The organism is Limnohabitans sp. 15K, from assembly GCF_002778285.1.
GTDB lineage: Bacteria > Pseudomonadota > Gammaproteobacteria > Burkholderiales > Burkholderiaceae_C > Limnohabitans_A.
This window is the reverse complement of record NZ_NESM01000001.1, coordinates 1,222,965-1,241,858: the sequence shown is the minus strand read 5'-3', so window position 1 is coordinate 1,241,858 and position 18,894 is coordinate 1,222,965. Positions and strand designations below refer to the sequence as shown.

General features: G+C 62.2%; 19 protein-coding genes. 6 read left to right on the top strand and 13 right to left on the bottom strand.

What is annotated here, in order from left to right; genetic code table 11:
- Window positions 1–49: 49 nt before the first annotated feature.
- Both B9Z40_RS05880 and B9Z40_RS05875 read right to left on the bottom strand, forming a co-directional pair.
- A complete protein-coding gene (locus B9Z40_RS05880) occupies window positions 50–490 on the bottom strand; it encodes a MarR family winged helix-turn-helix transcriptional regulator (RefSeq protein ID WP_100172309.1) in 441 nt (146 codons plus the stop codon).
- Window positions 487–1,035 carry a flavin reductase family protein gene (locus B9Z40_RS05875; RefSeq protein WP_100172308.1) on the bottom strand — a complete coding sequence of 183 codons (549 nt, stop codon included), beginning with the start codon at window positions 1,033–1,035 and terminating at the stop codon, window positions 487–489. The genes B9Z40_RS05880 and B9Z40_RS05875 overlap by 4 nt, the downstream gene beginning before the upstream one ends.
- Window positions 1,036–1,130: 95 nt before the next feature.
- Here B9Z40_RS05875 and B9Z40_RS05870 point away from each other — a divergent pair, with 95 nt between their 5' ends.
- The 6 genes from B9Z40_RS05870 to B9Z40_RS05845 all read left to right on the top strand — a co-directional run bounded on the left by B9Z40_RS05870 (window position 1,131) and on the right by B9Z40_RS05845 (window position 7,988).
- Window positions 1,131–2,216, top strand: coding sequence for a peptidase M29 (locus tag B9Z40_RS05870; RefSeq protein ID WP_100172955.1), 1,086 nt, complete (start codon window positions 1,131–1,133; stop codon window positions 2,214–2,216).
- Window positions 2,213–3,091, top strand: a complete 879-nt coding sequence (locus tag B9Z40_RS05865; RefSeq protein WP_233204800.1) for an alpha/beta fold hydrolase — start codon at window positions 2,213–2,215, stop codon at window positions 3,089–3,091. Before B9Z40_RS05870 ends, B9Z40_RS05865 begins: the two co-directional genes overlap by 4 nt.
- Window positions 3,091–4,359, top strand: coding sequence for an acyl-CoA dehydrogenase family protein (locus tag B9Z40_RS05860; RefSeq protein ID WP_369823410.1), 1,269 nt, complete (start codon window positions 3,091–3,093; stop codon window positions 4,357–4,359). Before B9Z40_RS05865 ends, B9Z40_RS05860 begins: the two co-directional genes overlap by 1 nt.
- Window positions 4,359–5,909, top strand: coding sequence for a class I adenylate-forming enzyme family protein (locus B9Z40_RS05855; RefSeq protein WP_100172307.1), 1,551 nt, complete (start codon window positions 4,359–4,361; stop codon window positions 5,907–5,909). The genes B9Z40_RS05860 and B9Z40_RS05855 overlap by 1 nt, the downstream gene beginning before the upstream one ends.
- 85 nt (window positions 5,910–5,994) lie before the next feature.
- On the top strand, window positions 5,995–7,005 hold the full coding sequence (locus B9Z40_RS05850; RefSeq protein ID WP_100172952.1) for a tripartite tricarboxylate transporter substrate binding protein: 1,011 nt from the start codon (window positions 5,995–5,997) through the stop codon (window positions 7,003–7,005).
- Window positions 7,005–7,988, top strand: coding sequence for an alpha/beta fold hydrolase (locus tag B9Z40_RS05845; protein WP_100172306.1), 984 nt, complete (start codon window positions 7,005–7,007; stop codon window positions 7,986–7,988). The genes B9Z40_RS05850 and B9Z40_RS05845 overlap by 1 nt, the downstream gene beginning before the upstream one ends.
- A 132-nt stretch (window positions 7,989–8,120) precedes the next feature.
- Here B9Z40_RS05845 and B9Z40_RS05840 read toward each other — a convergent pair whose 3' ends face one another.
- From B9Z40_RS05840 to B9Z40_RS05790, 11 genes are all read right to left on the bottom strand, one after another.
- On the bottom strand, window positions 8,121–8,897 hold the full coding sequence (locus B9Z40_RS05840) for a YecA family protein (protein WP_100172305.1): 777 nt from the start codon (window positions 8,895–8,897) through the stop codon (window positions 8,121–8,123).
- Window positions 8,898–8,914: 17 nt separating this feature from the next.
- Window positions 8,915–9,373 (bottom strand): putative toxin-antitoxin system toxin component, PIN family, encoded by a 459-nt coding sequence (locus tag B9Z40_RS05835; RefSeq protein ID WP_100172304.1) that lies wholly within the window; start codon window positions 9,371–9,373, stop codon window positions 8,915–8,917.
- Entirely contained in the window at window positions 9,370–10,680 is a 1,311-nt protein-coding gene (locus B9Z40_RS05830; RefSeq protein WP_199172498.1) for a class I SAM-dependent RNA methyltransferase, read from the bottom strand. The genes B9Z40_RS05835 and B9Z40_RS05830 overlap by 4 nt, the downstream gene beginning before the upstream one ends.
- Before the next feature lie 10 nt (window positions 10,681–10,690).
- A complete protein-coding gene (locus tag B9Z40_RS05825; protein WP_100172303.1) occupies window positions 10,691–12,235 on the bottom strand; it encodes an RNA polymerase factor sigma-54 in 1,545 nt (514 codons plus the stop codon).
- A gap of 37 nt (window positions 12,236–12,272) precedes the next feature.
- On the bottom strand, window positions 12,273–13,031 hold the full coding sequence (gene lptB, locus B9Z40_RS05820; protein WP_100172302.1) for an LPS export ABC transporter ATP-binding protein: 759 nt from the start codon (window positions 13,029–13,031) through the stop codon (window positions 12,273–12,275).
- A complete protein-coding gene (gene lptA / locus B9Z40_RS05815) occupies window positions 13,028–13,657 on the bottom strand; it encodes a lipopolysaccharide transport periplasmic protein LptA (RefSeq protein WP_100172301.1) in 630 nt (209 codons plus the stop codon). Before lptA ends, lptB begins: the two co-directional genes overlap by 4 nt.
- Before the next feature lie 148 nt (window positions 13,658–13,805).
- Complete coding sequence (locus B9Z40_RS05810) at window positions 13,806–14,462, bottom strand: thiol:disulfide interchange protein DsbA/DsbL (RefSeq protein ID WP_100172300.1); 657 nt, start codon at window positions 14,460–14,462, stop codon at window positions 13,806–13,808.
- A gap of 30 nt (window positions 14,463–14,492) precedes the next feature.
- The gene (locus B9Z40_RS05805) at window positions 14,493–15,143 is read right to left on the bottom strand and encodes an SPOR domain-containing protein (RefSeq protein ID WP_100172299.1); all 651 of its coding nucleotides are present in this window, start codon (window positions 15,141–15,143) and stop codon (window positions 14,493–14,495) included.
- A gap of 11 nt (window positions 15,144–15,154) precedes the next feature.
- Window positions 15,155–16,864, bottom strand: a complete 1,710-nt coding sequence (gene argS, locus B9Z40_RS05800; protein WP_100172298.1) for an arginine--tRNA ligase — start codon at window positions 16,862–16,864, stop codon at window positions 15,155–15,157.
- Window positions 16,865–16,873: 9 nt separating this feature from the next.
- Complete coding sequence (locus B9Z40_RS05795) at window positions 16,874–17,800, bottom strand: LysR family transcriptional regulator (protein ID WP_100172297.1); 927 nt, start codon at window positions 17,798–17,800, stop codon at window positions 16,874–16,876.
- 73 nt (window positions 17,801–17,873) lie between these two features.
- Window positions 17,874–18,803 carry a hydroxymethylglutaryl-CoA lyase gene (locus B9Z40_RS05790; protein WP_100172296.1) on the bottom strand — a complete coding sequence of 310 codons (930 nt, stop codon included), beginning with the start codon at window positions 18,801–18,803 and terminating at the stop codon, window positions 17,874–17,876.
- Between the last annotated feature and the right edge of the window lie 91 nt (window positions 18,804–18,894).

Below are 18,894 nucleotides of genomic sequence, written 5' to 3'. Positions count from 1 at the left end.
TGGTTCACCCAAACCTAAAGCCCAAAATTTTGGCTGTGCCCTTGCGCGCTCAGGTACTGCCATGCGCCGCAATTAAGCTCTCCAGCATGAGCTTGAGTTGATGGGCCGGGTCCGCACCCAAAGCTGACACCACCTGTGCTTCGTGCGCTTTGGCTTGTTTCAGCAGAGGCTGCACTTTGCGCCGACCTGCTGCCGTGAGGCTCACCAGGCTTTGCCGTTTGTCGTGTGCGGCGTCGCAGCGCGTGACCCATCCGGCGTCTTGCATGCGTCCGACCAGCTTGGTCACGGTGGGTTGTTTGGCCAGCACGATGCTGGCGAGTTCGTTGATGCTCAAACTGTCTTTGCCCGACAGGCTCGCCATGACGCGCCACTCCATGAGGCTCAGGCCGCTGGCCTCAACCACGGCGTGGAATTCGCTCGAAATCAAATGGCTGGCGCGGGCCAGCAAATAGGCCAGGTAGTCGTCGACAAAGCCTGCCGGGTTGCTCATGCCAGTGGCGTGGTGGTGCTGAACTGACCGCCCTGGTAGACGAGTGGGGCAGAGCCATCGCTGAAACCGCAGCGTTCCACCTCGCCCACAAAAATCACATGGTCGCCTTCTTCGTGGCGGCTGCGGTTGTGGCATTCAAACCAGGCCAGAGCGCCATCCAAAATGGGCAAACCCGACTCGCCTAGCTTGTAAGCGGTGTCGGCAAAGCGGTCGCCTTTGCCGAAGGCAAAACGGTTGCAGACATCCAGCTGATCGGCTGCCAGCACGTTCACCACGTAATGCGTGCCCGCATGGAACAGCGGTGCGCTGCTGGCGCCTTGCCCCAAGCTCCACAGCACCAGCGGGGGCGTGAGCGACACCGAATTGAACGAACTGGCGGTGATGCCCACAAAGCTGCTGCTGGCCGAATCGCCTTTCTGTGCGCCCGGCGCGAACGTGGTGATGACGGTCACCCCCGTGGCAAAGCGCGACAGGGCTTGCTTGAAATGCGGCGTTTCAAAGTCTGGACTCAGCGCTTTGATATGAGATGGGGGGGCTTGGTGCATGTATGGATGATAGTTGAATTGCATGAATTTTCATATAAACTGACCATTCATGTCTGCAGGTGAGCCGTTCAGAGCTGCAGGCCAAGGAGACAAGCATGCTGGTGGAACGAATCGAAAACAGGTGGCTCGCGGCCTTTACCCGCACCTTCACGCTGTGCAAGGTGCAGCCTGGCGAAGTGGTCGCTATTTTGGCCGAAACCCAATCACGCCGGGTCAACGTGGATTTGGCCCGCCTCGCACTGGAGGCCATGGGCGCCCGCGTGTTCGAGGTGACTTTGACGACGCCTGCACTCACCGCCCCTGCGCCCGTGCGCTCTACAGGTGCCAGCGACGCGATTGGCCAGCTCGGCCCCGTGGTGGCTGCATTGGCCCGCGCCGACATGGTGGTGGACTGCACCGTCGAAGGCCTGCTGCACGCGCCCGAGTTGCCCACCATCATGAAGGGCGTGGACGGCCACATGCCGCGACTGCTCATGGTGTCCAACGAGCACCCTGAAATTTTGGAGCGCACCGTGCCCGATCCGGCGCTCGAAGGCGTGGTGCGTGCCGCCATGAAGAAACTGCGTGGTGCGCAGCAGATGCACGTCACGTCTGCCGCAGGCACCGACCTGCGGGTGAACCTGAAACATGGCGACAAACAGGCGGTGGTGGGTGGTGTGTGGGGCTTTTGCCCCAAGCCGGGCATGGTGTCGCACTGGCCCGCTGGGCTGGCGCTGGCATTCCCGGCCGCAGGCAGTGTCAACGGCACGCTGGTCATGGCCCCCGGTGATGTGAACCTGACCTTCAAAAGCTATTTGCGCGACACGATCCGCCTGACGATCGAGAACGACAGCGTGGTCGCCATCGAGGGGCAGGGCGTGGATGTGGACATGATGCGCGGCTACTACAAGGCCTGGGAAGACGCCGAGGGCCACCGCGCCGCTTATGCCGTCTCGCATGTGGGCTTTGGCCTGAACCCGGCGGCGCGCTGGGACGCCATGGCGTTCTATGACAAGCGCGACTGCAACGGCACCGAGCTGCGCGCCTTTGCGGGCAACTTTTTGTATTCGACCGGGGCCAACGAGGTCGCGGGTCGCCACACGCTGGGCCACTTTGACCTGCCCATGCGCGGCTGCACCATCCGGCTCGACGACACGGTGGTGGTCGATGCGGGCCAAGTCGTGAGCGCGGCGCTGGCATGAGCACCCTGATGTCTTGCGTGGCTGTGCCCGCCTGTGGGGGCGATGCCCCCATCGCGAAGAGCTCTGAGATGACTTGTGGGAGCGACGCCCTCGTCGCGAAAAGCACGTCTGATCGCCGCGAGGGCGCGGCTCCCACAAAGCCCACGCTGGTTTTTCTGCATGGCATCGGCGGACGGGCCAGTTCGTGGACGGCCATCCAGCAGACCTGCGCCCAAGCCGGTTACGCCAGTGTCGCCTGGGACATGCCGGGCTACGGCGACAGCCCGATGATCGAGCCTTGCACTTTTGATGACTTGGCTGCTGCGCTGGCCGCGCTGATGGACGCACAGGGTTTGCAGCAAGCCGTGTTGGTGGGCCACAGTCTGGGCGGCATGGTGGCCTTGCAAATGTGGGCACGTCACCCTGAGCGCGTGGCAGGCTTGGTGCTGGCCGCCAGCAGTCCGGGTTTTGGCCAAAGCGGCGGCGATTTTCAACAAGCCTTCATCGCGCAGCGTCTGGCCCCATTGGAAGCAGGCCAAAGCATGGGCGATGTGGCCAACGGCTTGGTGCCGACCATGGTGGCACCGGGCTTTGACGGCCCGGGTCTGTCACAGGCCAAAGCCTGCATGGGCTCTATCACGCCAGCCGCCTACAAAGCGGCGCTCAGCGCGTTGGTGCAATTTGAGCAGCGCAGCGCCTTGCCCACGATCACCGTGCCCACGCTGTGCATCGCGGCCGAACACGACCGCACCGCTGCGCCCGCTGTGGTGCAGCGCATGGCCGAAAAGATTCCTCATGCGCAATACCTGTGCCTGACGGACGTGGGCCATTTGCTGACGTTTGAGCAACCCGACAGCTTTGCCGATGCATTGCTGCCTTTTTTGCGGAGCTTTTGATGACCGACGTGCAAGATAAAACTCAGCCCACCGTCATGCCCATCTGTGGCGACGATTACCCCCTGACCGAGAAGCAGCAAAAGCTGATGGCCCTGGCTCGGCAACTGGGCCGCGAGAAGTTCGTCCCGCGTGCCGCGCAGCTCGACCGCGACGCCCAGTTCCCGTTTGCCAACTACGACGACATGCGCGACTCAGGCCTGCTGGCGCTGTGCGTGCCCGAAGCGCATGGCGGCCAGGGTGCCGATTACGCCACCTATGCCATGGTCTCGGCCGAGATCGGCCGCTACTGCGGCGCCACCGCGCTCACGTTCAACATGCACGTCTGCACCATGCTCTGGAGCGGCTTGTTGTCTGAAGATCTGGAGATGACGCCCGAGCAACGCGCCAGCCACCGCACGCACCAGGCCACGCACTTTGCCCGCGTGGTGAAAGACGGCGCGATTTACGCGCAACCTTTCTCGGAGGGCGGTGCTGCAGCGTCAGGCGCTCAACCCTTCGGCACCCTCGCCGTCAAGGTCGATGGCGGCTGGAAGATCAACGGCAAAAAAATCTTCGCATCCCTGTCAGACGCGGCCGATTACTTTGGCGTGCTCTGTACCGAGAAAAAAGAGGGCGCTGACCTCTCGCGCCGAGACACCTTGTACCTGGCCATACCCCGCACCGCGCCAGGCCTGACGATCGAAGGTGACTGGGACCCGCTGGGCATGCGCGCCACCGTGTCGCGCAATTTGATTTTCAAAGACGTGTTTGTGCCCGACGACGCGGCGCTCATGCCGCAAGGCCTGTACTTTCAGGCCGCCAGCCGCTGGCCGCACATGTTCATGACGCTCTCGCCCACGTACATGGGCATCGCGCAAGCGGCGTACGACTTCACTGTGGCCTACCTGCGTGGCGAGATCCCGGGCACGGGCCCCATCAAACGCCGACAGTTCGCGACCAAACAGATCGCCGTGGCCGAGATGTTCATCAAGCTCGAACAAACCCGCAACCTCTTCTTGCGAGCCATTGAAGACGCCAAGGTCGATCCAGCCAAGTCCACCCGCCTGCGGGCCTACGCCGCGCAGTACACCATCATGGAAAACGCGCAAGACATCGCCCGCTTGGCCATCCGCACTTGCGGCGGTCAGTCCATGCTCAAAAGCCTGCCGCTCGAGCGCCTGTACCGCGATGCGCGTTGCGGCTCGCTCATGCTGCCCTGGACAGCAGAGTTGTGCATGGACCGCATTGGCCGCGAAGCCCTGTACGAACCCGGCGAAAAAGACGAGTGATGCAGGCCCCCGAGACCAGCCCCCTCGCGGCGCGCTTTGCACAGCTGGCGCAGGACTGCGGCACGCAGCCCGCCATGACCTTCCGGGGCGATGAGCGCAAGGCCAAACAGACGGGTGACAGCACCTTCGCCTGCGACTTTGCCAAGTTCTGGCGGCGCGTGGAGCGCGTCACCGCTCACCTGCAATCCACCTGGGGTGTGCAGACGGGCGACCGCGTGGCCTGGCTAGGCTTCAACCACGAGCTGCAACTGGTCACGTTGGTGGCCTGCGCCCGTTTGGGCGCGGTGTTCTTGCCGCTCAACTTTCGCCTGGCTGTGCCCGAGTTGCAGCAGGTCATGCAAGACGCTCAGCCGCGTCTGCTGGTGCACGACAGCCACCATGCCACCACGGCGCAGGCACTGCAAGGCGCGGACCTGCAGCACACGCACCACGACACCCTGATCGCCACCGCCTCACCACGCGGCCTGCCTCGGCCCACTGTGCACAGCGACCTGCCGATGCTGCTGGTCTACACCTCGGGCACCACAGGCGTGCCCAAGGGGGCGGTGCACACGCAAGCGGCGCTGTTGGCCAATGCCCGCGCCAGTGCCTGGGCGCACGACTTTGTGCCCAGCGACAAGGTGCTGTCCACGCTGCCGATGTTCCATGTGGGCGGCCTCTGCATCCAGACCCTGCCCGCGTTGTTGGCGGGGGTGGAGGTGGTGCTGCACCCGCGCTTTGACCCCACGGCTTGGCTGGATGAAATGCACACGAGCCGCCCCACGCTGTCGCTCTTGGTGCCCGCCACCATGCGTGCCTTGTTTGAACACCCGCGCTGGGCCGACACCTCGCTCGCCTGCCTGCGCGGCATCATGACCGGCTCGTCCACCTTGCCTGTGGCTTACCTCGAAACCCTGCACGCTCGCGGGGTGCCCGTGGGGCAGGTCTATGGCACCACCGAAACTGGTCCCGTGTCCATCGTGCTGCGCCTGCCCGAGGCCATGGCCCGCGTGGGCGCTTCGGGCTGGCCGCACCCGGAGGCGCAGGTCAAATTGATCGACGCCCAAGGGCAGGAAGTTGGCCCCGGAGAAACGGGCGAAGTCTGTATCCGCGCCGCCAACCTGATGCGCGGCTACTGGCGTGCCGACGGCGAACTCCACGCGGGCCTGCACGAAGGCTGGTTCCATTCCGGTGACTTAGGCCAGCGCGCCGAAGACGGCTGCATCACCATCGTGGGTCGCAGCAAAGACATGATCATCTCGGGTGGCGAGAACATCTACCCGGCCGAAATCGAAAACCAGCTCGTCACCTTGCCCGGCGTGGCCGACAACGCGGTGGTCGGCGTGGCCGATGCCCGCTGGGGCGAAGTGCCTGTGGTGGTCCTGGTGCGGAGCCCTGACGCCGCAGGGCAAGCCTTGAGCGCCGAAGCCGTTCTGCAACACCTGCAAAGCCGCATCGCCCGCTTCAAGCTGCCGCGCCGCGTGGTCTTCATGGACAGCCTGCCCAAGAGCGCTTTAGGCAAAGTGCAAAAGCCTGCTTTGCAGGCTCTTTTGACCGGGACAAACCCTTAAATCCAGCCGTTTTCTTCGCGTCTGCGACAGGATTTTTCGGCCTGCGTGGCATCATCAACTGATGCATCAAAACAAGGAGATACGCATGGTCCAACTGTCACGCCATTTCACTCGCCGCCCGGTTCTGGGCATCGCGGCTGCTATCTTGCTGTCGACCACGTCTGTGGCTTGGGCGCAAACCGCCTGGCCCAACAAGCCCGTCAAAATCGTGGTGCCTTTCACGCCTGGTGGCACCACAGACATCCTGGCCCGTGCCATTGCGCCCGAATTGAGCAAAGCATTTGGTCAACAATTCGTGGTCGAAAACAAAGGCGGTGCTGGCGGCAACCTGGGGGCCGAACAAGTGGCCAAGTCGGCGGGCGATGGCTACACTCTGCTCATGGGCACCGTGGGCACACACGGCATCAACCGCGCCCTGTACGCCAAGCTGCCTTATGACCCTTTCAAAGACTTTGCGCCCATCACCTTGGTCGCAGGCGTGCCCAATGTCATGGTGGTCAACACCGAAAAGGCAGCGGCCAACAAGATCAACACCGTCAACGACTTCATCAAATACGCCCGTGCCAACCCCGGCAAACTGAACATGGCCTCCAGCGGCAATGGCACTTCCATCCACTTGGCGGGTGAGTTGTTCAAGTCGCAAACTGGCACCTTCATGGCGCACATCCCTTACCGTGGCTCCGGCCCAGCCTTGCTGGATTTGGCGGGCGGCAGCATGGACGTGATGTTCGACAACTTGCCCTCGGCGATGCAACTCATCAAGGCGGGCAAACTCAAAGCCCTGGCTGTGACCAGCGCCCAGCGCTCGGCCGCTTTGCCTGACTTGCCCACCGTGGAAGAGGCCGCAGGGCTCAAGGGCTTTGAGGCCAGCAGCTGGTTTGGTTTGTTGGCACCTGCCGGCACACCCGCCGATGTGGTCAGCCGCATTCAGCAAGAGGTCGCCAAGTCATTGGCCACGCCTGCCATGAAAGAGCGTTTGGCCACCTTGGGCGCGATCCCCAGTGGCAACACGCCCGCGCAATTCGCAGCGCTGATTGAGTCCGAGCACAAAAAATGGGCCGAGGTCGTCAAGGCTTCGGGTGCCAAGGTCGACTGATGGCCTGGTTTGAAGGCTTCGAGCAGCAAACGCTCACGGTGGCGGGCTTGCCCGTCTGCTTTCGGCAATCGGCCCATTGGGCTGCGCAAGCGCACTTGCCGGTGATGGTGCTGCTCCACGGCTTTCCACAAACCCATGTCATGTGGCACCGCGTCGCGCAAAACCTGCGCGGCCGTTACCGCCTGGTCATGCCCGACCTGCGGGGTTACGGCGATTCGTCGCATGCCGTGGGTGATACCGAGCACGCGCACTACAGCAAACGCGCCATGGCGCAAGAGGTGGTCGGTTTGCTCGATGCCTTGGGCGTGGGCGACTTCTTTTTGTGTGGGCACGACCGTGGTGGGCGCGTGGCGCATCGGCTGGCGTTGGACCATGCCCAGCGCGTCAAGAAGTTGTGCGTCATCGACATTGCGCCCACCTTCGACATGTACAGCGGTCACTGGGGGACAGTGCCGGGCAAAACCCCGGAGGTCTCCGGCCCGGTGGCTGATCCGTACTTTGCGTTTGCGCAGGCCTACTACCACTGGTTCCACCTGACGCAGCCTGCACCACTGCCCGAGTTGATGATCGGCGGCAACCCTCAAGCCTACCTGCACGCCAAGCTGGGCGGCTGGGGCAGCCAAAGCCTAGGCTACATCGAGCCTGAGGCCTTGGCCGAATACGAGCGTGCCTTTTGCAACCCCGCGCTCAACGACAAGGGCTGGCCCGCTGCGATCCACAGTGCGGCGGAAGACTACCGCGCCAGTGCGGGCATCGACCTGCAGCACGACCGCGAAGGCCGAGAACGCGGCGACAAAATCGCTTGCGATACGCTGGTTTTGTGGGGCAGCCGAGGCGTGGTCAACCGCATGTTCAAGCCGGTTGAGTTGTGGCAAGCGCAGTGCGCTGGCCATGTTGCGGGGCAGGTCATGGCCTCTGGCCACTTCATTCCCGAAGAACTGCCCGAAGCCACCAGCGACGCGCTGGCTCAGTGTATGGTTTGATTTTGTAGGAGCTACGCCCCCGTCGCGAAAACGCTTGCAGACCACTCATCGCCCCGAGGGCGGGGCTCCTACAAATTCTGTGGGAGCGGCGCCCTCGCCGCGAAAAGGGGATACGGGTGAAGAGCTAAGCGCTCAAGCCCCGCAGCACTTTTTGTACTTCTTACCGCTGCCGCATGAGCATGCGTCGTTGCGTCCCGGTGTGGCTTCTTTGATCACTTGCGCTACGCGAGGGCCGATGTTGCGCCAGATCTCGCGCAAGTCATAAATGGCCCACAACGCTTCGCCATAAGCGTTCAAACGGTTTTCGCTCACGCTCGGCGGGCCGTCTTCTGACAATGCAGACAAGGTGGGCACATCGGTGTCGTCTTCGGTCAAGGCAACGACCGCTTCGAGCGACAAGTCGTACCACTTGGCCGCGTCCTTGTCTTTCGGGGTGGCCCATTCGTCAGGCCAGTTTTCCACGGCGAACATGAAGCCCAGCGCCCACACCTGTGCAAACGACGGGATCTCGCTGTCCTCTATTTCTTCGCGCTCTTCGGGCGGCAATGACCCAATCGCGCCGCGCACATCCATCACTTCAGGCGCATAGGCCTTGTCGTCGTCCAGCGCTTCCACGGGGGTGTCGAGCGCGAGCTTGATTTCATCAAAACGGCGCTGCCACAAGGCCATGAACTGCTGGCGCTGGGCGTCGTCGGCAAAGCTGCCACCTTCGGCCTCGTCCGGGTCAATGCCCAGCAGCATCGGCAGCCACTCGCTGTCGGGGATGGCGCGGCGGCAGCAAACCAGCGCCGCCATGAAGCCCTCACAAAACTCCCACTGCGGCGTCTCTTCAAAGCGCTCGCGCAGGTCGTCCAGGATGTTGTCCAAGGTGTCAAAGTCTTCGGCTTCCAAGCCAGCAGTGGTGTTCATGGTGTTCTTATTAAAAATCAGGCCGCATTCATTGCGACCATCGAGGAAATGGTGGGGTTCATCGCCACGCCGCAGCGCTCTAAGCGTTTTTTCATGCAAAGCACTTGTCCGTCTTTGCTGTGCAAGACTGCGGTGTGGGCTACTGCCAGGTCGATGAATTTTTGGTCGTCTGCGTCTTTGCAGGCGTAGGGCGCTTTGGGCGCGTCGGGCTGCAGCTGTGCGTACTGATCAAAGTGGCCCAGTACGGCGTTGGCGGGCAGCTCGCGGTGCGTCAGGCGTTTGACGATTTGCGGGTAGGCCAGCACACGGACCAGCTCTTCGCGCATGGCGGCGGTGGCCAGCCACTGTGTGCTGCCGCTCTCTACGCTGGTGCGCAGGGCTTCGGCCTTGGGTTCGTCAAACACCCACAGGTCGAGCACGATGTTGGTGTCCAGCACGCGGCGCACCGGGGCTTGCGCATCTGCGGCTGCGCTCATGACGCAGGCGTTTCGTCAGCCCCCGGTGTGTCGGCAGTGGGGGTGGCATTGCGCTTCAAGCTGCCTTTGACCATGTCAAAGCGGAACAGACGGCATTCGATGGGGCCGTTCCACATGGGCACGCGGCGCGACTCTTTCAAGCGCATCTTGCTGGGCAGCTTCAGGTCTGGCGTGAGCATCCAAGCGCTCCAGCCGCTGTAGTTTTTCTTCCAGTGGCTGGCCAGTTGGGCAAAGAAGTCGACGCTGTCGTCGCCGTCTTGGGTTTGGGCGGTTTCGCGGTGGTGGCTCTGCTCGGAGGCTCGTGCGTTAGCCAAGGCTCCCGGCTGGAAGTTGTCGCGCCCGCGCCCGGCCACACCCGCTGCGGCGATGCGTTCGCCATAAGGCGGGTTGAGCAGCATCACGCCGGGTGTCTCGCTGGGCGGCATGCGTTGCAGCGCATCACCACCTCGGAACTCGATCACGCCGGACACGCCAGCACGCTCGGCATTGCGCTCCGAAAAGTCGACCATGCGGAAGGCCACATCGCTACCAAAGACGGGCGCGGTGGGTTCGTGCTCCAGGTCTCGGGCTTCTTCGATCAGTCCTTGCCAGACGTGGTTCTGGAAGGGCAGTAGTTTTTCGAAACCAAAGCGACGTTGCAAACCTGGTGCGATGCCACAGGCGATTTGCGCCGCTTCGATCGGGATCGTGCCGCTGCCGCAGCAGGGGTCGTACAAGGGCACAGTGGCGTCCCAGCCGCTGGCCGCAATCATGGCGGCGGCCAGGGTTTCCTTCAACGGCGCGTCGCCCTTGTCGGTGCGCCAGCCGCGCTTGAACAGCGGCTCGCCCGAGGTGTCGATGTAGAGCGTGGCCGTTTCGGGCGTCAGGTGCGCATAGATGCGCACGTCGGGCCAGGTGGTGTCCACGCTGGGGCGCTCGCCGCGTTTGGCGCGAAAGCGATCAGCCACCGCGTCTTTGATTTTGAGCGCCGCAAAGTTCAGGCTGGTCAGTGGGCTGTGCTGCGCCGTGATGTCGATCTTGAAGGTTTGCTTGGGGGTGAACCAGATTTCCCAGGCCACTTCGCTGGCGGCGTTGTACAAGTCGTTTTCGTTGCGGTAATCGGTGACCGACAGCTGCACCAGAACGCGCTGCGTCAAGCGGCTGTGCAGGTTGATGCGCATCGCATCGCGCCACGAAGCGCGTGCCATCACGCCACCGCGCCCGGTCATCAGGTCGTGGCCTGTCAGGCCCGTGATGGCGTGGACTTCGTCGGCCAAAAAGCCCTCAACGCCAGCGGCGCAAGGCATGAACAGGTTCAATGAATTCACTCAAATACTTTCACAGGGTTTTGCGCAGGTTCGCAGGGGCGATCTTCAGGGCTTCGCGGTACTTGGCCACCGTGCGACGTGCGCAGTCGATGCCTTGCTCTTTCAGCATCTCGGAAATCTGGTTGTCCGACAGCGGTTTGGCGGGTTTTTCAGCGGCCACAAACTGCTTGATGAGCGCCCGCACGGCGGTGCTCGATGCCGCGCTGCCGCTGTCGGTGCCCAGGCCCGAGCCAAAGAAATACTTCAGCTCAAACGTGCCTTGTGGCGTGGACATGTACTTGGCCGTGGTCACACGGCTGATGGTGGATTCGTGCATGCCCAGCTCGTCCGCGATCTCGCGCAGCACCAGCGGGCGCATGGCCAACTCGCCGTGCGTGAGGAAGTTTTTTTGCCGCTCCACGATGGCAGTCGACACGCGCAAGATGGTGTCAAAGCGCTGCTGTATGTTCTTGATGAACCAGCGCGCTTCTTGCAAGCGCTGCTGCAAACCCGCGTGCGATGAGCCTTTGCTGCCGCGCAGGGCGTTGGCATAAATGTCGTGCACACGCAGTTTGGGCATCACGTCCGGGTTGAGCTGGATGCGGAACTTGGGCGTGGCGATCTTGCTGGTGTTCACAACCAGCACGTCGGGGATGATGATGTTTTGCTCGGCCTGCACAAAGGGGCGGCCGGGCTTGGGTTCGAGCCGAGCGATGAAGGGGATGGCGGCTTTGACCACCGATTCGTCCAGGCCGCAGGCCACGGCCAAACGTTTGTAATCGCGCTTGGCCAGCATTTCCAAGGGCTGGGCGCAAACGGCCAGCGCGGCTTGGGCCACTTCATCTTCCGGATCGTCTTTGAGCCAGGCTTTGATCTGGATGCGCAGGCATTCGGCCAAATCGCGAGCGCCCACGCCCACGGGTTCGAGCGATTGCAGCAAACCCAGCGCCACAGTGAAGCGGTGCACCAGCTCGTCCAGCTGCTCGTAATCGTCGCTGCCCGCCAAGCTGGCTGCCAGCTCGGGCAATGTGTCGGTCAGGTAGCCGTCGTCGTTGAGCGATTCAATCAAAAAGCGCAGGGCGGCACTGTCCACTTCGGACAGGCGCAGCGACAGCGCTTGGCGGTGCAAAAAGTCGGTCAATGAGCCTCTGCTGCGGGCCAGGTCGATGGCGTCGGCGGTTTCTTCGCCGTTGTTCTGGCGGGGTCCAGCATCGCCGCCCCATTCGCTGTCGTCGGGGCGCATGTCCACGCTGCCGTCACCGTCCCAACTCTCGGCCACATCGGTCACGGCTTCATCGTTGCTTTCGCTGGCGCTGTCATCGCTGCTGCTGCTCGACGTGCTGGCGCTTTCGCTCACGCGGTCGCCCAAGCTCATTGGGGTGTCGGTTTGGTCCAGTCCAAAAGCCTCGGAGGCGGCCTCTTCTTCGCTGCGCTCCAAAAACGGGTTGTCGTCCAGCATCTGGTCGACCTCTTGCGACAACTCCAGTGTGGACAGTTGCAGCAGGCGAATGGATTGTTGCAACTGGGGCGTGAGCGCCAGGTGCTGGGACATGCGAAGCGACAGGCCGGGCTTCATGGCTGCACTTTCATGTCAAGGAAAAGGCTCGTGTGCATCACATCCTGAAGTGTTCGCCCAGGTACACCCTGCGTACCTCGGCATTCGACACGATCTCGTCGGGCGTGCCTTCGGCAAGCACGCGCCCTTCGCTGATGATGTAGGCGTGGTCACAAATGCCCAAGGTCTCGCGCACGTTGTGGTCGGTGATCAGCACGCCGATGCCGCGCTGCTTTAAGAAGGCGATGATGCGTTGGATTTCGATGACGGCAATCGGGTCGATGCCGGCAAAGGGCTCGTCCAGCAAAATAAAGCGTGGGTCGGTGGCCAGGGCGCGGGCAATTTCCACGCGTCGCCTTTCACCGCCCGACAATGCCACGGCGGACGAATCGCGCAGGTGGTCGACCCGCAAGTCGGCCAGCAGTTCGCCCAGGCGTTTTTCGATGTCGGCGGACGACAAGGGCTCGCCCTTGGCATCGGTTTGCAGTTCCAAAATGGCGCGCACGTTTTGAGCCACCGTGAGCTTGCGAAAGATCGATGCCTCTTGTGGCAGGTAGGACAAGCCCATGCGCGAGCGCTTGTGGATGGGCATGCGGGTGACGTCTTCGCCGTCGATCATGATTTGCCCACCGTCGCCGCGCACCAAGCCGACGATCATGTAAAACGAGGTGGTTTTGCCCGCACCGTTGGGGCCGAGCAAGCCCACCACTTCGCCTTTTTCAACCTTCACCGACACATCGTGCACCACCTTGCGGCTGCCATAGGCTTTTTTCAGGTGGTGCGCCACCAAGCTGCTGCTGATGACGGGCTCGCTCATGGCTTTTTGCTTTCGGTTGCTGCTGGGCTGACCCGCAAAGCCGGAAGGGCCGAGTTGGTCGCTGGCGGCGCAGTGACCGGGGTGGTTTTACGAGGGGTGAGCACGGCCCGCACGCGTTGATCCCGAGGGTCGGTGGCTTTGGTGCCGGGTGAGGGCCGGTCGACCGTCATCACTTCGGTGGTGTTGTTGAAGACAATTTTTTGGCCTGTGATTTGATCGGCCAACACCGTGCCGCGCAAGATCCGCACTTCGGCCCGCTGGACCAGGGTCACCATGTCGGCTTGGCTGTCGTAAATCGCCATTTCGCCTTCACCCTCGGTGAACTCGTCGACGCCTTCACGCTTTTGGCGAAAGAACACGCGTTCATTGGGCGCAGCCCAGATTTGCGCGATTTGCTGGCCATTTTTGTCCTGTTGCACTTCCATGCGCGCACCGCGCAGCACCATCGTGCCTTTGTAGGCCACCACTTGGCCGGTGAAGTGGGTCAACAATTTGTTCTCGTCGTGACGCATGGCGTCCGCTTCAATCAGCAGCGGCTTGTCGCGGTCGGCTTTTTCGGCCCAAGCGGGCATGCCCAGCAAACCCATCCCTGAGGCGAAGAGGCCGATGGCGAGCTGTATTTTCATTGAGGGCATGAATCTTGCTGATAAATTTCTTTGGATTGTAGGGGCAAGCGCGGCCAGATCGGCCCTGGTGCCCGCGGTTGGCGCATAAAAAACCCGGCCAAACATGCATTTGGCCGGGTATTGTCCATGTGTGAACGTGGAGCGGGTCTCAGCTCTGTTTGGGAGGCGCCGACCGGGATTGAGCGATCAGTGATTCGGCCACTTTCAGCGCCCGGTCCATGTTGCCGGCCAAATTGCCATCGATGTAATAGCGGCCAGCCACGCCCAGAGAGGGCACGCCTTCAACCTTGAAGTCGTTTTGCAGCTGCACGGCACGCTTGAGTTTGCTGGCCACACCAAAAGACTTGTACACCTCGTTGAACTTGGTTTTGTCCACGCCTTGCTTTTCGGCCCAGGCCAGCACGCTGGCGTCGGTGTTGAGCATCAGCTTTTCCACATGGATGGCGGCAAACACTTTGGGGTGCAGCGTTTCCATCAGGTTCATCGCCTCAATCGTGAAAAACAAACGCTGCTGCGGGGCAAAGTCATCGCGGAAAGAGACGGGCATGCGGCGCACCACCACGTCTTTGGGCGCATTTTTGACCCATTGGGCAAAGTTGGGCTCAAACATGTTGCAGTGGGGGCAGCTGTACCAAAAAAACTCGATCAGCTCTATTTTGCCGGTACCAGACTCGGTGGCCACGGGGCGGTCCAAGGTCAGGAAGTCCTTGCCGGACTTGAACATAGCGGCTTGAGCCCATGCCAAAGGGGCGCTCAACCAAGCGCTGGCGGTCACGGCCAAGGTGGAAAACAAACGGCGTTTCATGTCGGTACTCCAAAGATAAGGGCGACGGGTTCAGCGTTGAACGCGCACCAAGGTGTTTTCGAGGCCACTGCCTTCCAAGCGGGTGCGGATGCGTTCTGCGGTGGTTTTGTCTGTGAACGGGCCCAAGCGTACGCGATATACCGTCCGGCCAGCCTGGTCGCGCTCAGAAACCTTCGCGTCCAAGCCCATTAAGGCGAGCTTGGCTTTTTGGGCGTCGGCATCTGCAAGGGTTCGGTACGCACCGACCTGGATCACGTAGTCAAAAGGGTCGGCCGCATTGCCGGAGGCCGCTGGTGTGGAAAGGCCTGACTTGGACTTGGCCAAGTCACCCAAGGGGTCTGCTGTAACGGCTGGGCGCGGTTCGGACTTTGCAGCATCTGCAGAGGCTTTGCCTGCCTCCCCAGATGGGGTTTTCTCTTTGCCTGAATCGGTTGTGGAGGCTGTTGGGGCAGCTGGCACCTCCGCGGGCGGTTTGGGTTGGAACACGCTGTTGGGGTTCCAGTCTTTGTTCTTCTCGGTTTCCTGAACGTCCTGGTCGTTCGTGCGGGGCTGGTTTTTGTTGGAAAACGGTGTGGGCACCTTGGTCACATAAACGGCCACGGCCAGGGCCACACCCAAGCCCAGCACCAAACCGATGATGAAGCCCAGAAAAGTACCGCCGCGTTGGCTGTGGAGTTGCATGACCTGTCCCTTTACATTTTTTGCGGGGCTGACACGCCCAGCACTTTGAGACCGTTGCGCAGCACCTGTGCGGTGGCTGCCACCAAGGCCAGGCGGGCTTGTTTGACCGCTTCGTCGTCCACCAAAATGCGCTCGGCGTCGTAGTAGCTGTGGTACAGCGAGGCCAGGTCGCGCAGGTAAAACGTCACGTCGTGCGGCGCGAAGTCGGTGGCTGCCGACGTCAGCATTTCTGGGTATTTGGCCAATGCCAACATGAGCGCGTGGGCTTGCGGGCTTTGCAGTGGCGACAGATCGACCTGGGCCAGCTTGGCAACATCACCTCCGTCTTTTTCCTTCCAGGCCGCCAGCACCGAGCAGATGCGTGCGTGGGCGTATTGAACGTAATAGACCGGGTTGTCGTTGTTCTGGGCCAGGGCCAGGTCAATGTCGAAGATGTATTCGGTGTCGGGCTTGCGTGAAAGCAAGAAGAAGCGCACCGCGTCCTTGCTGGTCCACTCGATCAAGTCGCGCAGTGTAACGTAGCTGCCCGCACGTTTGGAGATCTTGACCTCTTCGCCGCCGCGCATCACACGCACCATGGTGTGCAAGACGTAGTCGGGGTAGCCCTCGGGTATACCAACATTGGCCGCTTGCAAACCTGCACGGACCCGGGCGATCGTGCCGTGGTGGTCGGTGCCTTGGATGTTGACCACACGGGTGAAGCCGCGTTCCCACTTGGCGATGTGGTACGCCACGTCGGGTACAAAATAGGTGTAAGTGCCGTCGCCCTTGCGCATGACGCGGTCTTTGTCGTCGCCGTAGTCGGTGGATTTGAGCCACAAGGCGCAGTCTTGCTCGTAGGTCTTGCCTGCGTCCTTGAGCTTTTGCACGGCCGCATCGACCTTGCCGCTGGTGTAGAGGCTGGACTCGAGGTAGTAGTTGTCAAAGCGAACGTCAAAGGCTTTCAAGTCCAAGTCTTGTTCACGGCGCAAATAGGCCACGGCGAACTCGCGCATGCCGTCCACGTCGTTCACATCGCCGCTGGCCGTGCAGCTGCGGTCGTCGGACTGCACGGTTTTGCCCGCCAGAAAATCGTTGGCGATGTCCTGGATGTAGTCGCCGTTGTAGAAAGCCTTGCTTTCGGGATTATCGGGGTCGGTGGGCCAAGTCGCATCGCCCGGCTTGATGCCAAGAGAGCGCATGTGCGTGCTCTTGGCCAGAGTGCCGATTTGCACGCCCGCGTCGTTGTAATAGAACTCGCGGTAGATCTGTTGGCCTTGCGTGACCAGCAAGTTGCAAATCGCGTCGCCCAAAGCCGCTTGGCGGCCGTGGCCCACATGCAAGGGGCCTGTGGGGTTGGCGGACACAAACTCGACCAGCACTTTGTTGGATTGGGCCGGTTGGTCACCAAAGCATTCAGCGGCTTGCAGCACTTCGTGCACCACGGCCTGCTTGGCAGCGTCTTTCAGGCGGATGTTGATGAAGCCCGGACCCGCCAGCTCAATGGCGTCAACCCAAAGTTGAAAAGCCGGGGTGGCCAGCAGGGCTTCGCGCAGGGCTTCGCCCAGTTGCCGGGGGTTTTGCTTGAGGGCTTTGGCCAATTGCATGGCGGCCGTGCAGGCCAAGTCGCCATGGGCAGCCACTTTGGGCGATTCGAAGGCCGCGCGTGCACCAGCACCGGGTTGAAGTTTGTCGAGTTCAGCGGCCAGGGCCGTGAGCAATTGGTGTTTGGCAGAAAGCATGGGGGGATTTTACGGGGCTGGGGTTTGCCAGTAACCGGGTTGGGCGTAATGGTGTTTCAGGTGGTCAATCCAGAGCCGCACACGCAGCGGCAAGTGCTTGCGCTGAGGAAAGACCACAAAAATGCCGTTGGGTGGTGCAGCAAAGTCTTCCAGTACCGCCACCAACTGACCTGAGCGTATTTCGCCCTCCACTTCCCAGGTGCTGCGCCAGGCGATGCCGTAACCGGCCAGGCACCAGTCGTGCAGCACTTGGCCATCCGAACAGTCGAGTGGCCCCCCCGGGCGCAAGTGAACCACGCCTTGGCCATCATCGGCCGGGTTGCGGAAGGCCCAGCCTCGGGTTTGCGAGGCATCGCTCGACAGGGTCAGGCAGTCGTGCTGCAGCAAGTCGGAGGGCTGAGTCGGCGTGCCGCGCCGGGCCAGATAGGCCGGAGTGGCCACGCACAGGCGGCGGTTGTCGGCCATCCGCACACTGACCAGCGAGCTGTCGGGCAGGTCGCCTACGCGCACCGCGCAGTCAAAACCCTCGGCGGCCAGGTCCACCACCCGATCGCTGAGGTTCAGCGAAATCGACACATCGGGGTGCAGCTCGCGAAAGCGCGGCACCAGTGGGGCCACATGACGGCGGCCAAACCCGGCCGGAGCCGTGATGCGCAAATGCCCACTGGCCTTGACGCCACCCGCCGAGACACTGGCCTCGGCATTGGCCACATCGGAGAGCAAGCGCTGACAGTCTTCCAAGAAAGCGCTGCCTTCGTGGGTGAGGGTGATGCGCCGGGTGGTGCGCACCAGCAGCTTCACGCCCAGGCTTTCTTCCAGCGCATCGAGCCTGCGGCCGATGATGGCTGGTGCCACGCCCTCGGCCCGGGCTGCGGCGGTCAGGCTGCCTTTGGTGGCAACCGAGACAAAGGTTTCGAAGGCTTTGAGCTTGTCCATGCGGCCCAATTATGCGCGTCCAAGGTTGGAATGCCGGCCCTCAGATGGGTGATTGATGCGCCAGAAGCGCTGCTTAAACGCTTTTCCAGCCCTTGGGCAAACCAGCTTCGGGCGTCATGCCGTAAAGCGGCTCACCAGGCAAGCCGGCTTTGAGCGGTGCCCGTGCGGCCATGAGTTTTTCCAAGTTCACACCCGTGTCCACGCCCATGGCTTCGAACATGAAGACCAAGTCTTCGGTCACCACATTGCCCGAAGCGCCGGGCGCGTAGGGGCAACCGCCCAGGCCGCCGAGCGAGCTGTCGAAGGTGCGAACGCCTGCCTCATAAGCGGCCAGGCAATTGGCCAGGCCAAGGCCCCGGGTGTTGTGCATGTGGGCCGCGCCCGTCAAGGCACCCACTTCGCTGAACAGCGCCTTGAACAAGCGTGAGACCTGCGCCGGGTTGGCCATGCCGGTGGTGTCGGACAGGCCGATTTCGTCCACACCCGCCTCGGCCAAGCGGTTTGCCAGGTGCAGTACATCGTCTTCGGGCACTGCTCCTTGAAGCGTGCAGCCGAAAGCGGTGGACATGCCGACTTCGACGGGCACGCCGGGCGCGATCTCGTCGCGCAAGCGCAAGACGGCCCGCACCTCGTCGACCATGGCTTCGGGTGTTTTGCGCACATTGGCCATGGAGTGCGCCGGGCTGGCCGATACCGGCAAGGTGAGCTTTTGTGCCCCAGCTTGCAGCGCGGCTTGCGCGCCACGCAGGTTGGGCACCAGCGCCATCACCCGCACGCCGCTGTGGCGCAGCGCATGCTGCACCACCTGCGCGGCATCGGCCATTTGCGGCAGCAGCTGGGCGGGCACGAACGAGGCGACTTCAATTTCGCGCAGGCCCGTCGCCGCGAGTGCATCGATCCAGCGCAACTTGTCGGCTGTGGGCATGGTGGCTTTGACCGATTGCAGGCCATCGCGCGGGCCAACTTCGCTGATCAGGACGTCAGGGACGTGGATGCTTGTCATGACCAGATTAAACAACAGTGGATTTGTGCGCAAAAGTCATGGGTCTATGCAGTTTCGGCGTCTTTATCGGTGTCTAAATTTAGAATAGAGT

Bases quoted from the DNA above. Each gene is read 5' to 3' on its own strand.
- B9Z40_RS05835 (WP_100172304.1), bottom strand. From the start codon at position 9,373: ATGAGCGCAGCCGCAGATGCGCAAGCCCCGGTGCGCCGCGTGCTGGAC.
- lptA (WP_100172301.1), bottom strand. From the start codon at position 13,657: ATGAAAATACAGCTCGCCATCGGCCTCTTCGCCTCAGGGATGGGTTTG.
- B9Z40_RS05790 (WP_100172296.1), bottom strand. From the start codon at position 18,803: ATGACAAGCATCCACGTCCCTGACGTCCTGATCAGCGAAGTTGGCCCG.
- B9Z40_RS05875 (WP_100172308.1), bottom strand. From the start codon at position 1,035: ATGCACCAAGCCCCCCCATCTCATATCAAAGCGCTGAGTCCAGACTTT.
- B9Z40_RS05880 (WP_100172309.1), bottom strand. From the start codon at position 490: ATGAGCAACCCGGCAGGCTTTGTCGACGACTACCTGGCCTATTTGCTG.
- B9Z40_RS05795 (WP_100172297.1), bottom strand. From the start codon at position 17,800: ATGGACAAGCTCAAAGCCTTCGAAACCTTTGTCTCGGTTGCCACCAAA.
- argS (WP_100172298.1), bottom strand. From the start codon at position 16,864: ATGCTTTCTGCCAAACACCAATTGCTCACGGCCCTGGCCGCTGAACTC.
- B9Z40_RS05860 (WP_369823410.1), top strand. From the start codon at position 3,091: ATGACCGACGTGCAAGATAAAACTCAGCCCACCGTCATGCCCATCTGT.
- B9Z40_RS05825 (WP_100172303.1), bottom strand. From the start codon at position 12,235: ATGAAGCCCGGCCTGTCGCTTCGCATGTCCCAGCACCTGGCGCTCACG.
- B9Z40_RS05845 (WP_100172306.1), top strand. From the start codon at position 7,005: ATGGCCTGGTTTGAAGGCTTCGAGCAGCAAACGCTCACGGTGGCGGGC.
- lptB (WP_100172302.1), bottom strand. From the start codon at position 13,031: ATGAGCGAGCCCGTCATCAGCAGCAGCTTGGTGGCGCACCACCTGAAA.
- B9Z40_RS05810 (WP_100172300.1), bottom strand. From the start codon at position 14,462: ATGAAACGCCGTTTGTTTTCCACCTTGGCCGTGACCGCCAGCGCTTGG.
- B9Z40_RS05840 (WP_100172305.1), bottom strand. From the start codon at position 8,897: ATGAACACCACTGCTGGCTTGGAAGCCGAAGACTTTGACACCTTGGAC.
- B9Z40_RS05805 (WP_100172299.1), bottom strand. From the start codon at position 15,143: ATGCAACTCCACAGCCAACGCGGCGGTACTTTTCTGGGCTTCATCATC.
- B9Z40_RS05855 (WP_100172307.1), top strand. From the start codon at position 4,359: ATGCAGGCCCCCGAGACCAGCCCCCTCGCGGCGCGCTTTGCACAGCTG.
- B9Z40_RS05850 (WP_100172952.1), top strand. From the start codon at position 5,995: ATGGTCCAACTGTCACGCCATTTCACTCGCCGCCCGGTTCTGGGCATC.
- B9Z40_RS05865 (WP_233204800.1), top strand. From the start codon at position 2,213: ATGAGCACCCTGATGTCTTGCGTGGCTGTGCCCGCCTGTGGGGGCGAT.
- B9Z40_RS05870 (WP_100172955.1), top strand. From the start codon at position 1,131: ATGCTGGTGGAACGAATCGAAAACAGGTGGCTCGCGGCCTTTACCCGC.